This is a genomic window from Delftia sp. 60 (genome assembly GCF_002754395.1).
GTDB lineage: Bacteria > Pseudomonadota > Gammaproteobacteria > Burkholderiales > Burkholderiaceae_C > Comamonas > Comamonas acidovorans.
In genome coordinates this window covers 3,485,006-3,498,263 of record NZ_PEFD01000001.1, presented here as the reverse complement: position 1 = coordinate 3,498,263, position 13,258 = coordinate 3,485,006, and the positions used below count along the sequence as shown (strand labels likewise).

The 13,258-nt window shown below is 66.1% G+C and carries 15 protein-coding genes and 1 tRNA gene; 6 read left to right on the top strand and 10 right to left on the bottom strand.

Going from position 1 to position 13,258, the window contains the following annotated elements; all coding sequences use genetic code 11:
* Positions 1 to 50 precede the first annotated feature (50 nt).
* The 5 genes from CLV01_RS15790 to CLV01_RS15775 all read left to right on the top strand — a co-directional run bounded on the left by CLV01_RS15790 (position 51) and on the right by CLV01_RS15775 (position 3,566).
* Positions 51 to 1,076: a hypothetical protein gene (locus CLV01_RS15790; protein WP_099733867.1), complete on the top strand. Its 1,026-nt coding sequence runs from the start codon at positions 51 to 53 to the stop codon at positions 1,074 to 1,076.
* On the top strand, positions 1,069 to 1,773 hold the full coding sequence (locus CLV01_RS15785; RefSeq protein WP_099733868.1) for a hypothetical protein: 705 nt from the start codon (positions 1,069 to 1,071) through the stop codon (positions 1,771 to 1,773). Before CLV01_RS15790 ends, CLV01_RS15785 begins: the two co-directional genes overlap by 8 nt.
* 70 nt (positions 1,774 to 1,843) lie before the next feature.
* Positions 1,844 to 2,296, top strand: coding sequence for a helix-turn-helix domain-containing protein (locus CLV01_RS29905; protein ID WP_099733869.1), 453 nt, complete (start codon positions 1,844 to 1,846; stop codon positions 2,294 to 2,296).
* Positions 2,293 to 2,529, top strand: coding sequence for a hypothetical protein (locus CLV01_RS28740; protein WP_143290062.1), 237 nt, complete (start codon positions 2,293 to 2,295; stop codon positions 2,527 to 2,529). The genes CLV01_RS29905 and CLV01_RS28740 overlap by 4 nt, the downstream gene beginning before the upstream one ends.
* A gap of 98 nt (positions 2,530 to 2,627) precedes the next feature.
* Complete coding sequence (locus CLV01_RS15775) at positions 2,628 to 3,566, top strand: tyrosine-type recombinase/integrase (protein WP_257221322.1); 939 nt, start codon at positions 2,628 to 2,630, stop codon at positions 3,564 to 3,566.
* Between the two features lie 72 nt (positions 3,567 to 3,638).
* Here CLV01_RS15775 and CLV01_RS15770 read toward each other — a convergent pair.
* From CLV01_RS15770 to tolB, 5 genes are all read right to left on the bottom strand, one after another.
* Positions 3,639 to 3,714, bottom strand: a tRNA-Lys gene (locus CLV01_RS15770).
* Between the two features lie 68 nt (positions 3,715 to 3,782).
* Positions 3,783 to 4,610, bottom strand: coding sequence for a tRNA threonylcarbamoyladenosine dehydratase (locus tag CLV01_RS15765; protein WP_099733872.1), 828 nt, complete (start codon positions 4,608 to 4,610; stop codon positions 3,783 to 3,785).
* Positions 4,610 to 5,392 carry a tol-pal system protein YbgF gene (gene ybgF, locus CLV01_RS15760; protein WP_012205234.1) on the bottom strand — a complete coding sequence of 261 codons (783 nt, stop codon included), beginning with the start codon at positions 5,390 to 5,392 and terminating at the stop codon, positions 4,610 to 4,612. Before ybgF ends, CLV01_RS15765 begins: the two co-directional genes overlap by 1 nt.
* Positions 5,389 to 5,934 carry a peptidoglycan-associated lipoprotein Pal gene (gene pal / locus CLV01_RS15755; RefSeq protein ID WP_099733873.1) on the bottom strand — a complete coding sequence of 182 codons (546 nt, stop codon included), beginning with the start codon at positions 5,932 to 5,934 and terminating at the stop codon, positions 5,389 to 5,391. Before pal ends, ybgF begins: the two co-directional genes overlap by 4 nt.
* A gap of 77 nt (positions 5,935 to 6,011) precedes the next feature.
* Entirely contained in the window at positions 6,012 to 7,331 is a 1,320-nt protein-coding gene (gene tolB / locus CLV01_RS15750) for a Tol-Pal system beta propeller repeat protein TolB (protein ID WP_013802697.1), read from the bottom strand.
* Between the two features lie 189 nt (positions 7,332 to 7,520).
* Here tolB and msbA point away from each other — a divergent pair, with 189 nt between their 5' ends.
* Positions 7,521 to 9,338: a lipid A export permease/ATP-binding protein MsbA gene (msbA, locus tag CLV01_RS15745; RefSeq protein ID WP_013802698.1), complete on the top strand. Its 1,818-nt coding sequence runs from the start codon at positions 7,521 to 7,523 to the stop codon at positions 9,336 to 9,338.
* Between the two features lie 45 nt (positions 9,339 to 9,383).
* Here the strand turns inward: msbA and CLV01_RS15740 are convergent, their stop codons facing one another.
* The 5 genes from CLV01_RS15740 to tmk all read right to left on the bottom strand — a co-directional run bounded on the left by CLV01_RS15740 (position 9,384) and on the right by tmk (position 13,250).
* Complete coding sequence (locus tag CLV01_RS15740) at positions 9,384 to 10,127, bottom strand: ankyrin repeat domain-containing protein (protein ID WP_097202529.1); 744 nt, start codon at positions 10,125 to 10,127, stop codon at positions 9,384 to 9,386.
* The gene (locus CLV01_RS15735) at positions 10,118 to 10,930 is read right to left on the bottom strand and encodes a TatD family hydrolase (RefSeq protein WP_063326318.1); all 813 of its coding nucleotides are present in this window, start codon (positions 10,928 to 10,930) and stop codon (positions 10,118 to 10,120) included. The genes CLV01_RS15740 and CLV01_RS15735 overlap by 10 nt, the downstream gene beginning before the upstream one ends.
* An 83-nt stretch (positions 10,931 to 11,013) precedes the next feature.
* Positions 11,014 to 11,373 (bottom strand): PilZ domain-containing protein, encoded by a 360-nt coding sequence (locus CLV01_RS15730; protein WP_012205228.1) that lies wholly within the window; start codon positions 11,371 to 11,373, stop codon positions 11,014 to 11,016.
* Positions 11,374 to 11,517: 144 nt separating this feature from the next.
* Positions 11,518 to 12,567 (bottom strand): DNA polymerase III subunit delta', encoded by a 1,050-nt coding sequence (locus tag CLV01_RS15725; protein WP_099733874.1) that lies wholly within the window; start codon positions 12,565 to 12,567, stop codon positions 11,518 to 11,520.
* Positions 12,564 to 13,250, bottom strand: coding sequence for a dTMP kinase (tmk, locus tag CLV01_RS15720; protein WP_012205226.1), 687 nt, complete (start codon positions 13,248 to 13,250; stop codon positions 12,564 to 12,566). The genes CLV01_RS15725 and tmk overlap by 4 nt, the downstream gene beginning before the upstream one ends.
* Positions 13,251 to 13,258 lie beyond the last annotated feature (8 nt).

The window sequence follows — 13,258 nt, the reverse complement described above, 5'->3', positions numbered from 1 at the left end:
CAACCGAGCAGACCTCGTGACCCGAACCCCTTCTCACAAGGAAACGAATCATGTCGAATGATGCCACGTTAGCCCCCGCTCGCAAAACCGCGGCCCCGCGAGCGACTCAGAAGCCGGCGCCAGCACAACATGGCCAGGCGCCGGTGGCCGCGCCGTTGAGTCTCTCGATGATTGTGCTGAGCCTGCGCCCCAACGGCTCCAAGTTCAACGGCAACCGCATCGAGCGCGCCCAGGAAGCTGGCTTCGGTTGGATCAAGAACGCCAACCAGATCGGGTTCGCAGATCCGGACACCGGCTGCGAGATAGCGCGCCATGTCATCAACAACAGTGAGGAGTTGTTCGGCTCCTTGAAGGAGATCCAGGTCCACGTCGACCCGGAGCAGTGCGCCTGGATGTGGCGGGCGGGAACCTTCCTGATGGAGCGGCTGAAGAAGTACGCGATTCTGATCGGTGCTCGCATTTGCGATGGCGTTGGGAAGCCGCTGGATGAGGAGGCAGTCACCGCCATCGGGAAGCATATTGATGATGTGATGGCGAGGCGACGGGATGCAGACCGAGAGGCACGCACCGTCACGCTGCCCAGTGGTGAGCGCCGTGAACTGTCCGAGCTGTCCTTCGTGTACACGGTTGTGCACGAAGCTGGCTCGAAAAAGTACGCCTATCGCCAAGTTCTGTTTGACGCCCCTGCCCTGCACTACTACGAAGGCAAAGCACGGGGGATGCAAATGGCCGGCGAGATCGTGCAGTTTTACAGGAGGCATAAGGAGGAAAAGCTGCGCCTGGGCCACATGTTGCGTGACGCGATGCAGAGCAATGGAACTGGCTATGGCAACTGGGACAAGGCAGAAGTGGCCAACGTGACCTCGGGATTTTTTGAGGTCATTGAGAAGTTGATCGAGGTTGGCGCACGCCATTTAAACCCGGCATGGTTGGCGCACAACATCGAACATAACCAGCAATCGCACGTTAAGTGGTGCGAGGACCGCGCCAAGCGGAAGACAGAGTTCGTTGAGCGCATGCGACTGGCCCGTGAGGCGAAGAAGGCTGCCAAGGAAGCGGGAGCAAGCCATGGTTGAAGCACCATGCATTGATGTCGCGAAGCCCGACATCCTCCAAGAGCATGAAGCCTTGGCACGCGACGTGGCACGGCGCGTGCACAACTTGATCTTGCCTCTTGCTGACCTGCTGCCACGCATCCCTGGCCATGAAGCTATCGACACGGCTGATGCTCTGCTGATGGACGTGAACAGGGCCGATGGCACATGGCTGGGAGATGGCCCGAGGCCAGCCATGGGTGAGCTTCTAGCCATGGTCACCGACAGCTTGGACGTGGCAACAAAGGCGCTGAGCGCTGCAGAGACCGATGGCAGTGACCCCATCAACGCCGCGCGCTGCCTGCTTCGAGAAGCTCTGCCGCTGGCAGTCGATCTGTCCAGTGCCTTCCGGTCTTGCCGCCTTGCGGGAGATTCATCGGCTCTCAGGGCGCTGCAGGAGCGAAAGCAGGCCGTCTATGCGCCTGCGCGCGATCCGGGACCAGCCTCCGCCCAGGAGGAAACCAAAGAGCACCACGTTCTTAGCGCCATCGCCTTGCAGGCGAGCATCCTGCTTGATGTGGTGGACAGCGCCGGCAGAACCGCAAACATCAACGAGATCCGGGGAGTTCTTGATGCGGCCCGTTTACTGACAGCCACCATCGGCAGCCTGGCAGATGGCATGACAGGAGAGAACAAGCGCGGCGATCAATACGGCTGGCACAACGCCTGCCCAAACTAGCAATCAACATGGCAGAGCAAAATGAAAAACGCCCCCGCTTCACGCGCCAAGACGGGTCATCGCACACCGTATGCGCTCTCCTCGTGAATGCTTGGGAACCCCTTCGTCGTCAGACCACACAGCAAGGAGTTTTCTCATGAACGCAAAGGAAGCTGCAGCCATCCTTGGTGTCTCCCCACGGGCGGTCTACGCTTTAGCCGCCCCTCAGGGACCCATTCCCTGCTATCGCATCGGGCGAACGATCGTGTTTGACGAAGCCGATGTTGTGGGGTTCAAGCAATCGCAACGAGTTACCCAAGTCAAGAATCAGTTCAGAGCCTCCAGCCAAAGCCTGACTCTCAAGCTAAAGGCATCAGAGCCCGGTTCTGAATCCGCCCTAGAGAGAGCGTTCCGGAAATTTGGAGTAGTTCCCAGGCTTACGCCCCCTTCCGCAGTTGTGCCGAAGTCCAAGCCAAGCGACAAGAAGAAGGCTAGCGCGGCCTCTACCCCGCGCAAGAGAAGCACAGGAGGGCCAGCCACATGAGAGCTGAATCACCAGCCTTAAGTCCTTTCCTGACCGAAGACGAGATAAACGGCCTGTGCAAGCCCCTGAAGCAGCGCTTCGCCCAGCGCCGCTACATCGAGCGAGTACTCGGCATTGCCGTTGCCGGTGTCCGTCCCGATGGGCTTCCTCTGGTGGGCCGCACCATCGTTGAAGAGAGGCTGAACAACAAAGCGCCCTCCCCGGCTCGGCGCGGCTTCAACTGGAGTAAATGATGGGTCGCAGAAGAGAGCGAGCATCAGGCTTCGGCCTTCTGCCCCGGATGGAGGCTCGGCCGCGCAAGAACGGGCTTGTCACCTACCGATACCACCCGGTGGGCAGCAAGCCCATCAACCTGGGAACAGATCGCACCGCGGCCATACAGGCCGTGCTGGAGATGAATCACGTCCCCAACCTGCAGGGCACGATCCGCGAGCTATGGGACCTGTACCAAAAGACAGCCCGCTGGACGGCCCTGGCGGAGCGCACGAAGAAGGACTACGAGTCCTACAGTCTGAAGCTCATCGAGGTCATGGGCGAGGTGCCGGCCGCCGCAGTGCGCCCCACCGACATCGCCAGGTTCCTGCGCGTGGAGCGTGCAGACGCACCCGTGCGGGGCAATCGAGAAATCGCCCTGCTCTCCAACCTGATGAACGTGGCCATCGAGCGCGGGCTGATCGACGCCAACCCGTGCAAGCAGGTCAAGAAGAACAGCGAGCGAGCCCGGACGGAAGCGCCGGAGCCGGCCGAGCTGCGAGCCTTCCTGGACTGGCTGGAGGCCGGTAGCCCAGCGCGCAAGACCCTGGCCCTGATGGCGGAGTTTGCCGCCCTGGCTGGCTCGCGCCGCGTGGAGTTCCTGGCCCTGCAGGTGCCGCAGATCGACATGCAGGCCGGCGAGATCCGGCTGATGCGCGCCAAGCAGCACGGCGGCACCAAGCGGGCCGAGAACATCGCCATGGGCCCGGCCATGCTGGACCTGGCCAAGAGGCTGCTGCAGCTGCCGCGTCCCGAGACCTCGCTGCACGTCTTCATCAATCAGCACGGCAGCCCGCTTACGGAATCGGGCTTCACCACGGGCTGGCAGCGGGCGATGGTCGAAGCCTTGGAGACCAAGGTGATCAGCAGGCGCTTCACCTTCCACGACCTGCGGGCGTACTACACGACCCAGCACAAGGCACGGTATGGCGCCCTGCCCGAGCTTCACGCCAGCTCGGCCACCACGGCCCGGGTCTACGACCGCTCGAAGGTCTCGAAACGGCAGTCCCTGGGCTGACCTCTATTCCCAAATTGGGAATAAAACAAAAGCCGCGCTACCTTTACGATAGCGCGGCTTCCGCGTGTTTGTTGGTGGGTCCTGCGAGATTCGAACTCGCGACCAACGGATTAAAAGTCCGCTGCTCTACCGACTGAGCTAAAGACCCGAACCACGCTTTGCATGCATCAGATGCTGCTTAGCGAAGACATAGATTCTAGCACCAAAATTTACGCTTCAATTCTTGGTGCGGCTCAGTTGATCGATGACCCAGCCTGCGGCGCACTGACCGAAGGTGGCGGTGACGGCCACTACCGAGCCGTAGCCGTGGCAGTTGAGCGTGCCGTCGCCTTCGATGGCGCAAGAGGCATCGGGCGGGGCGACGGCCTCGCGGCTGAAGACGCAGGCGATGCCGATGCGCTTGCCTTCCTTGGGTGCGCCGTGCTCGCGGCGCAGGCGGTAGCGCAGTTGGGCCAGCAGCGGGTCGTGCGTGGTGGCGCTGAGGTCATCGATATCGACCTTGTGAGCCAGGCGCTTGCCGCCCGCTGCACCCACCGAGATGAAGCATTGCCGCGTGGCGCGCGCATGGGCTGCCATGGCGGTCTTGGCCTTGACCTGGTCGCAGGCGTCGATGACGGCGTCGGCGCCCGGGGGCAGCAGGCGCAGCCAGTTGTCCGGGTCAACGAAGTCGTCGATGCAGTGCACGCGGCAGGCGGGGTTGATCTGGGCGATGCGCTCGCGCATGGCTTCGATCTTGGCCTGGCCCACCGTGGTGGAGAGCGCGTGGATCTGGCGGTTGATGTTGGACTCGGCGACATGGTCCATGTCGATCAGGGTGAGCTCGCCCACACCGCTGCGCGCCAGCGCCTCGGCAGTCCAGGAGCCCACGCCGCCGATGCCCACCACGACGACGTGCGCGGCGCGAATGCGAGCGGCGCCCGGCACGCCATACAGGCGCTCCAGGCCGCCGAAGCGGCGCTGCAGGTCGGCATCAGAAAAAACAGCGCCTGCTTCAGGCGCTGTCTTGTCTTCTTCCGGAAGGGATGAAGAAGCCGTGTCGTTCATCACTTGAGGCTGGCGAGACGGTTCTTGGCCGCAGCCGTGGCTTCGGCGTTGGGATAGGCCTTGATCAGGTCTTCCAGCGTCTTGCGCGCGCCCTTGGTGTCCTTCATCTCGATCTGGCAGTTGGCGATGGACAGTGCCGCCTCCGGCGCCCGGCCGTGCATAGGGGCTGCTGCCAGCAGCGCGCGGAAGTTGGTGATCGCGTCCTTGTAGTTGCGATTGGCGTACTGCGCATTGCCCAGCCAAAAGCGTGCCGAGGGCACATAGCCGCTCTTGGGCCACTGGTTCAGGAAGGACGAGAACGCCGTGCCGGCTTCAGCAAAGCTGCCTGCGCGGAACTGCGCCAGGGCGGCTTCGAAGTCGCGCTTCTCTGCCGGGTCGGCTGCGAATTCCTGGCCGTCCACCGTCACCGTGACGGGCTCGAACTGGCGCAGGCGCTCGTCCACGCCCTTGGCGATGTCGCGCTGGCCGCGCTGCAGCTCGGCCACATCGCGCAGCAGCTGCTCGTTCTGGCCGCGCAGCTTGGCTTGCTCGGACTTGAGCTGCTCGATCTGCGACTGCAGTTCGAGCAGGCCACGGCGCGTTTGCGAGCTTTCCTCGGTCATGCGCTGCTGCGACTGCTGCATGCTGTCGACGCGCTGGCGCATTTCCAGGATGGCGCGGCGCGCCTCGTCATCGCCGAACAGTGCGGCATGGCCGCTGGCGGCGTAGCCGGCCATCAGGCCGGCCGCCAGCAGCGTGCGCAGCGCGGTGCGATGCAGGATCGGGGAGCGCTGCATGTTCACCAACGGTAGGACAGTTCAGCGCGGCGGTTTTGCGCGTAGGCGTCTTCGGAATGGCCTTCGGAGGCAGGCTTTTCCTTGCCGTAGCTCACGGCTTCCATTTGCGCATCGCTGACGCCCAGCAGGCCCAGCGAGCGGCGCACGGCTTCGGCACGCTTTTGGCCCAGGGCCAGGTTGTATTCGCGGCCGCCGCGCTCGTCGGTGTGGCCTTCGATCTGGACCTTGCGAGCGGAAGATGCCTTCAGGAAGCGTGCGTGGGCTTCGATCTGAGGCTGGGCGTCGGCCTTGACGACGTAGCTGTCGAAGTCGAAGTAGACGACGCGGCTGACGCCCTGGGGACCTGCCTTGTCGGCGGCCGAGCCGGTCAGGTCCACGCCCGAGATGCCGCTTTGCGAGGTGCTGCCGGTGCCGGCGCCGCTGCCCTGGCCCGTGCTGGTGGCGCCCGCGTCGGTGACCGGGGTTTCGTCAAGTTTGACGCCTGAGCTGCAACCTGCCATGAGTGCGGTGACTGCAAGTGCCAGGGAAAGTCGTTTGATGGTGATCATGAAAAATCTCCGTATGTCCGGGTGGACTTCGTGCTGAGTTGACTGGTTGACTGAAAAGAAATCGAGGAAGCCGGCTGTCACTGGCGCTGGAACGGACCCCAGTCGGGCTCGCGGATGTCACCGCCCTGCCCTGCCAGCCGCGCCTTGATCTTGCCGTCGAGCGTGGTGGTCATCAGGGATTCGCGTCCCTGCTGCAGGGTGGCGTAGACGATCAGGCGGCTGTTCGGAGCGAAGCTGGGGCTTTCGTCGGCCGTGGTGTCGGTGATGGCATTCACGGTGCCGGTGCCCAGGTCCATGACGTGGAGCTTGAAGCCGCCGCCCACGCGCGAGACGTAGGCAAGCCACTTTCCATCGGGGCTGACGCTGGGCGAGATGTTGTAGTTGCCGGTGAAGGTGACGCGTTCCGCGCTACCGCCCGAGGCCGGCACCTTGTAGATCTGCGGGGCGCCGCCACGGTCGCTGACGAAGTAGATGGAGCGGCCATCGCTGGAGAAGTTCGGCTCGGTGTCGATGCCGCTGCTTTGCATCAGTCGGCGCGGCTCGCCGCCCTGGGCGCTGATCAGGTACAGCTGGGAGCCGCCGTCGCGGCTGAGCGTGACGGCCAGGGAGTTGCCGTCAGGCGACCAGGCCGGTGCGCTGTTGGAGCCCCGGAAGTTGGCAACCAGGCGGCGGCGGCCACTGGCCACATCGTGCACATAGACCACGGGCTTGCGCGACTCGAAGGACACGTAGGCCAGCTGGGTGCCGGTGGGCGACCAGGCAGGCGAGATGATGGGTTCCGGGCTGGACAGGGCCGACTGGGCGTTCTCGCCATCGGCATCGGCCACCCACAGGCGGTAGTTACTGCCCGCCTTGGTCACATAGGCGATGCGCGTGGAGAACACGCCCTTCTCGCCCGTGAGTTTCTCGTAGATGTAGTCGGAGATGCGGTGGGCCACCAGGCGCAGGTCGCCGGTGGTGACGGCAAAGCCCTGGCCCCCCAGGTCCTGGCCCTTGACCACGTCCCAGAGGCGAAAGCGCACATCGTAGCGGCCATCGGCCAGGCGCGTGATGCTGCCCACGGCCAGCGAGTCAGCGCTCTTTTGGCGCCACATGGCAACGTCGGGCCGCGAGGTCTCGTCCAGCTGGACGCCGGCCGTGTCCACTGCGCGGAATTGACCGCTGCGCTCCAGGTCAGCCTGGATGATGGCCGAGATCTTCTGGGGCGCCTGCCCTTCTCCCTTGAATGCTGCAATGGCGATGGGCAACTGGGTCAGGCCCACGCCCGTCACTTCGACGCGGAACTGGGCCAGCGCGGGAATTGCGGGGGTTGAGGCGAGAGCGGCCAGCAGGGTTCGGCGCGAAGTGCGCGGCACGGCCGCCAGGGAGGAGGGAGAAAGGAGTCGGTCAATAGTCATTGGCATTCATCAATATCTACGGGAAGACCCCGGTACTTGCACAGGTGCGAATGTTACACACACTGGATGCGTCACGATGTAAGAACGTGCACTGTAGGGTCTGTCGGCCCAGGCTTTCTCGATCCCCGGCAGCCGCATCAGTTCCCCATGAGGCAGCCACAGGCAAGCCCGCCGTAAAATCCGCGCTTCATGCAAGCACCATCCTCACCGCCGCCGGCCCCTGCGCCGTCCGCCGCACCGGCGGCCCTTGATCTCGCCAGCACCCTGACCCTGTCGCAGCGCCTCAAGCGCCTGTCACCCTACTTTGGTGGCCAGCGCCTGGCCTGGACGCTGGCCGTGGCTGCCACGCTGGTGGGCGCGGTCACCGAGCCATTGATCCCTGCCCTGCTGCAGCCGCTGCTGGACAGCGGCTTCACCGACGGCACGCTGCCACTGTGGTCGGTGCCGCTGGCCATCATCGGCGTGTTCCTGGTGCGGGGCCTGTCGCAGTTCGTGGGCCAGTACGCGCTGGCGCGCATTGCCAACGAGGGCATGCTAGCGCTGCGCAAGCGCCTGTTCGAGCGGCTGCTGGCCGCCGATATGGCGCTGTTCTCGCGCCAGTCGGCCTCATCGCTGTCCAACACCGTGGTCTATGAGGTGCAGACCGGCTCCACGCTGCTGGTGCAGGCCATGCTGGGCATCTCGCGCGACGGTTTCACGCTGGTGGCGCTGCTGGGCTACCTGCTGTATCTGAACTGGCAGCTGACGCTGGTGGTGGCGGCCGTGGTGCCGGGCGTGGCCTGGATCATGAAGACGCTGTCGCGCCGCCTGTACCGCATCACCAAGATCAGCCAGGAGGCCACCGATTCCCTGGCCTATGTGGTGGAAGAGAACGTTCTGGCCCACCGCATGGTGCGCTTGCATGGCGCGCAACAGGGCCAGCAAAAGCGCTTTGGCGGCCTGAGCGGGCAGCTGCGCAAGCTGGCCATCAAGGCCACCATCGCCTCGGCGGCCATGACGCCGCTGACCCAATTGCTGGCCGCCGCCGCCCTGTCGGCCGTGATCTGCATTGCGCTGTGGCAAAGCCGGGGCACGGGCGCTGCTGCGGCCAATGTGCAGGATGTGACGGTGGGCAGCTTTGCGGCCTTCATCACGGCCATGCTGATGCTGATTGCCCCCATCCGACGCCTGGCCGATGTGGCCAACCCCATCACGCGTGGCGTGGCGGCGCTGGAGCGGGGCCTGCACCTGCTGGAGGGCTCGGGCGACGAGACCGGCGGCACGCAGGTGCCCGGCAAGGCGCGCGGCGAAATCGAGTTGCGCGACGTGTCCGTGCAGTTTGGCGAGGACAAGGCACCGGCCCTGAGCCATGTGGACCTGCGCGTGCGCCCGGGCGAGGTGGTGGCCCTGGTCGGCCCCTCCGGCGCGGGCAAGACCACGCTGGTGAACCTGCTGCCACGCTTTTTGCAGCCCACGGGCGGCCAGTTGCTGCTGGACGGCACGCCCCTGCCCGAATGGGATCTGGCCGCGCTGCGCCAGCAGTTCGCCATGGTCAGCCAGGACGTGGTGATGTTCAACGACACCATTGCCGCCAACGTGGCGCTGGGCGGGGTGGAAGACGAGGCCCAGCTGTGGGCCGCGCTGGATGCCGCCAATCTGGGCTCCCATGTGCGCGGACTGTCCAACGGCCTGCAGACGGTAGTGGGCCACAACGCCAGCCAGCTGTCGGGGGGCCAGCGCCAGCGGCTGGCGATTGCACGGGCGCTGTACAAGGATGCGCCCATCCTGATCCTGGACGAGGCCACCTCGGCCCTGGACAACGAATCCGAGCGCCTGGTGCAGGAGGCGCTGACGCGGCTGATGCAGGGCCGCACGACCCTGGTCATCGCCCACCGGCTCTCGACCATCGAGCATGCCGACCGCGTGGTGGTGATGGAGCGCGGCCGCATTGCCGAGCAGGGTACGCATGCCGAGCTGCTGGCGCGGGACGGCCTGTACGCCCGATTGAGCAGGAATCACACAACCTGAGGTGGACAGCGGCGGCACCGGCAGTGCCGCCCGCCTGGCTTGCTGCTACCAGCTTCCGCGCGAAGGCTGGGTCTTGCGCTCGGCCTTGATGGCCTTGGTGAGTTTGTCCACCATGTACTGGCGGTCCACCTGCCGGGCAAAGTCGGCCGCGGTGAAGCCACGCTGGTTGCGAAGGACGACGTCGGCGCCCTCCTTGATCAGCAGGTCCACCACGGCTTCGCTGCTGTATTGGGCGGCCAGCATCAGCGGGGTGGTGCCGTTTGGCGAGTCGGCGTCGATGTAGGCGCTGTTGTCGAGCAGCAGCTTGACGATGTCCAGCGTCTTGGGCAGGTCGGCCGAGGTGGCGTAGTGCAGCGGCGTCCAGCCGGGGCGGTTGACATCGGCGCCCCGGCGTATGAGTTCCTTTGCCAGGTCCAGGTGGCCCTTGATGCAGGCCATCATCAGCGGCGTTTCGCCCTGCTGGGAGGCCTCGTTGACCTTGATGCCCGGGGATTTGAGCAGCACGTCGAAGACACCCAGCGAGCCCTGGTGCAGGGCGGCCACCAGGCCCGGGCGGCCGCGCGTGTCGCGGGTGTTGGGGTCGAAGCCGCGAAAGATCAGGTTGACCATGGCGCGCTCGTTGTCGCTGATGATGGCGCGCACATAGTCGTCGTACTGGCTGGCATGCGCCAGCCCGCCGCTGGCTGCGGCCAGGGCCACCACGGCTTGGCCGGCCTGGGCCAGCCAGTGGCGCCGGTGCACGTCCACGCCCATGCCCACGCGGCCACTGGCCGCAGCATTCAGTCGCATGCGACAACCCCCTTGAACAGCTGGTCAAAGTTGGCACTGGTCAGGGCCGCCACGTCCTCCACGGACATGCCGCGCACCTGCGCAATCTGCTGTGCCACGTAAGGCACGTAGGACGGATTGTTGGTCTTGCCGCGATAGGGAACGGGCGCCAGGTAGGGGCTGTCGGTCTCGATCAGCAGGCGGTCGGCCGGCACGAAGGCGGCCACGTCGCGCAGGTGCTGGGCGTTCTTGAAGGTGACGATGCCTGACATGGAGATGTAGTAGCCCAGGTCCAGCGCCGCACGCGCGACCTCCATGGTCTCGGTGAAGCAGTGGAACACGCCGCCAGCCTGGCCTGCCGAGCCGTCCTCGCCTTCTTCGCGCAGGATGGCCAGCGTGTCATCAGAGGCGCTGCGCGTGTGGATGACCAGGGGCTTTTGCGTCTGGCGCGCCGCGCGGATGTGCACGCGAAAGCGCTCGCGCTGCCATTCCAGGTCGGCAATCGTGCGCCCGCCCTTGCGGTCTTCCATGCCGTAGTAGTCCAGTCCCGTTTCGCCGATGGCCACCACGCGCGCCAGGGCGGCGCGCTCGACCAGGTCGGCCACGCTGGGCTCGGTCATGTGTTCCGTATCGGGGTGCACGCCCACCGTGGCCCAGAAATTGTCGTGATCCAGCGCCAGCTGGTGCACATCGCCGAATTCCTCCATCGTGGTGCAGATGCACAGCGCACGCGTGACGCGCGCGGCCGCCATGGCCTCGCGGATCTCGGGCAGGCGGCTTTGCAGCTCGGGGAAATTCAGATGGCAGTGGGAATCGGTAAACATGGAATCTCGTGGTTCAGAAACAGGCATGCCGACCGGAGAGCATTTCCTCCGTGTCGGCATGCGGGCAGAGGCAGGCGCAGGACTCAGACCGTCTGCGTGGCCTTGTCCGATGCCAGGGCCGAACCCAGGATGTTCTCGATCTTGGCCTTGAGCTCGGCGGACTTCTCGTCCTTGGGGAACTGTATGCCTATGCCCTGCGTGCGGTTGCCCGAGGCGCGCGCAGGCGTGATCCACGCCACGCGGCCGGCCACGGGATAGCGCTGCGGCTCGTCGGGCAGGGTCAGCAGCACGTAGACATCATCGCCAAGACGGTACTCACGCTGCGTGGGCACGAAAACGCCCCCTTCGGCGAACATGGGAATGTAGGCGGCGTACAGCGCGGCCTTTTCCTTGATCGCCAGTTGCATCACGCTGGGACGGGGTGTGGTGGGTGCGGTGCTCATGGATGGTTTGCAGACATTGGTTCGGTGAGCGGCCGGCGCGATCGGCACCGGGCCCAGGGCCGTAGGTTAACAGGACGGGCTTTCATGTGGCGAAAAGCACCCAGCTGCGCTGCTGCACTGCCGCCACGCCCCGCTCCCCGCGCCTCATCCCCGGCGCTGGCGGGCAGGCTGGCCGGACATGAGCACACGCCGGGCCTCGGCGGCCAGGGCCTCGGTCATGAGCCCGGCGTTGAAGGGGTGGTCCGCCGTGCGCGCAGCCTGGGCCAGGGCGCGTGACCATTCGGCCAGCAGGCCCATGTCCAGCGGCCGCGACGGCAGGTCGGCCGGCGTGAAGTAGCGCGGCGCGGCGCCTGCGGCCAAGGCCATCAGGTCGTGGCAGATCTTCTGCAAGGCCTCCACGGCATGGGGCGGAGCATAGGCGGCCAGGGCCGCCACATCGCCCTTGGCCAGCGCGCGCGGCAACTGCGACCATGCGGCCATGTCCTTGCCGCCACCGCTGTGCGCCAATGCCAGCGCGTCGCCGGGCCGCCCGCCTGCGGCGCGCAGCGCCACGGCGGCAGCTTCCGGGGCCACGCCCTGCCCCTGCAGCCAATCCAGGGCCTCTTGCTGATCGGGCCAGGCCATGGTGTGGGTCAGGCAACGGCTGCGGATGGTGGGCAGCAGCTGGTGGGCCGCCTCGCTGGCCAGCACGAAGCGGGCATCGCCCGGCGGCTCCTCCAGCGTCTTGAGCAGCGCATTGGCCGTGATGGCGTTCATCTGCTCGGCCGGGTAGACCAGCACGGCCTTGCCGCGCCCGCGCGCGCTGGTGCGCTGGCAGAACTCCACGGCGTCGCGCATGGCCTCGACACGGATTTCCTTGCTGGGCTTGCGCTTCTTGTCGTCGATATCGGCCTGGGCCTTCTCGGGCAGCGGCCAGCCCAGCGCCATCATCTGCACCTCGGGCATGAGCACGCACAGGTCGGCATGGGTGCGCACGTCGATGGCGTGGCAGCTTCCGCAGTGGCCGCAGGCCCCCTGGGGCGACGGCGATTCGCACAGCCAGGCGCGCACCAGCGACAGCGACAGCGCGTACTGGCCCAGGCCGGAAGGCCCCTGCAGCAGCCAGGCGTGGCCGCGCTGGGCCAGCAGGCGCGTGCGTTGCCCGGCGATCCAGGCGGTGTCGGTCTCGGCCGGTTGTGGCAGGGCCTCGCTCATGCCGCACCTGCCTGTCCGCCGACCATGATGGCCAGCCAGCCCCGGCGCACCATGACCTGGGTGATCTGCTGCCAGACCGCATGCCGGCTGGCGTTGGAGTCGATGCGCGCAAAGCGCTGGGGCGCGGCGGCAGCGCGCGCCGCATAGCCCTGGGCCACGCGTGCGAAAAAGCTGCCGGGCTCGGACTCGAAGCGGTCCGGGACACGGGCCGAGGCCAGGCGCTCGGCGGCCACCTCGGCGGGCAGGTCGAACCAGAGCGTCAGGTGGGGCTCGCGCAGCAGATCCGGCTGGGGGGCGGTGCCCGTCTGCACCATGCGCTCCAGCGTGGCCAGCGGCTGCAGGTCGAAGCCCCGGCCCGCACCCTGGTAGGCAAAGGTGGCGTCGGTGAAGCGGTCGCAGAGCACGACTTCGCCGCGCGCCAGCGCGGGCTCGATCACCTGCACCAGGTGGTCGCGTCGCGCGGCAAAGGCGATCAGGGCCTCGGTCAGCGGGTCCATGGCGTCGTGCAGCATCAGCGCGCGCAGCTTTTCGGCCAGCGGCGTGCCGCCGGGCTCGCGGGTGAGCGTCACCGTGCGGCCCTGGTCACGGAAAGCCTGGGCCAGCGACGCGATGTGCGAGGACTTGCCGGCGCCATCGATGCCTTCGAAGCTGATGAACAGGCCGGCGGGAGTTGCAGTGGTCATATGGAAAG

Excerpts from the sequence above, each read along its gene's own strand:
- CLV01_RS15790 (WP_099733867.1), top strand. The coding sequence starts at position 51 with ATGTCGAATGATGCCACGTTAGCCCCCGCTCGCAAAACCGCGGCCCCG.
- CLV01_RS15785 (WP_099733868.1), top strand. The coding sequence starts at position 1,069 with ATGGTTGAAGCACCATGCATTGATGTCGCGAAGCCCGACATCCTCCAA.
- CLV01_RS29905 (WP_099733869.1), top strand. The coding sequence starts at position 1,844 with ATGCGCTCTCCTCGTGAATGCTTGGGAACCCCTTCGTCGTCAGACCAC.
- CLV01_RS28740 (WP_143290062.1), top strand. The coding sequence starts at position 2,293 with ATGAGAGCTGAATCACCAGCCTTAAGTCCTTTCCTGACCGAAGACGAG.
- CLV01_RS15765 (WP_099733872.1), bottom strand. The coding sequence starts at position 4,610 with ATGAACGACACGGCTTCTTCATCCCTTCCGGAAGAAGACAAGACAGCG.
- pal (WP_099733873.1), bottom strand. The coding sequence starts at position 5,934 with ATGATCACCATCAAACGACTTTCCCTGGCACTTGCAGTCACCGCACTC.
- tolB (WP_013802697.1), bottom strand. The coding sequence starts at position 7,331 with ATGACTATTGACCGACTCCTTTCTCCCTCCTCCCTGGCGGCCGTGCCG.
- msbA (WP_013802698.1), top strand. The coding sequence starts at position 7,521 with ATGCAAGCACCATCCTCACCGCCGCCGGCCCCTGCGCCGTCCGCCGCA.
- CLV01_RS15740 (WP_097202529.1), bottom strand. The coding sequence starts at position 10,127 with ATGCGACTGAATGCTGCGGCCAGTGGCCGCGTGGGCATGGGCGTGGAC.
- CLV01_RS15735 (WP_063326318.1), bottom strand. The coding sequence starts at position 10,930 with ATGTTTACCGATTCCCACTGCCATCTGAATTTCCCCGAGCTGCAAAGC.
- CLV01_RS15730 (WP_012205228.1), bottom strand. The coding sequence starts at position 11,373 with ATGAGCACCGCACCCACCACACCCCGTCCCAGCGTGATGCAACTGGCG.
- CLV01_RS15725 (WP_099733874.1), bottom strand. The coding sequence starts at position 12,567 with ATGAGCGAGGCCCTGCCACAACCGGCCGAGACCGACACCGCCTGGATC.
- tmk (WP_012205226.1), bottom strand. The coding sequence starts at position 13,250 with ATGACCACTGCAACTCCCGCCGGCCTGTTCATCAGCTTCGAAGGCATC.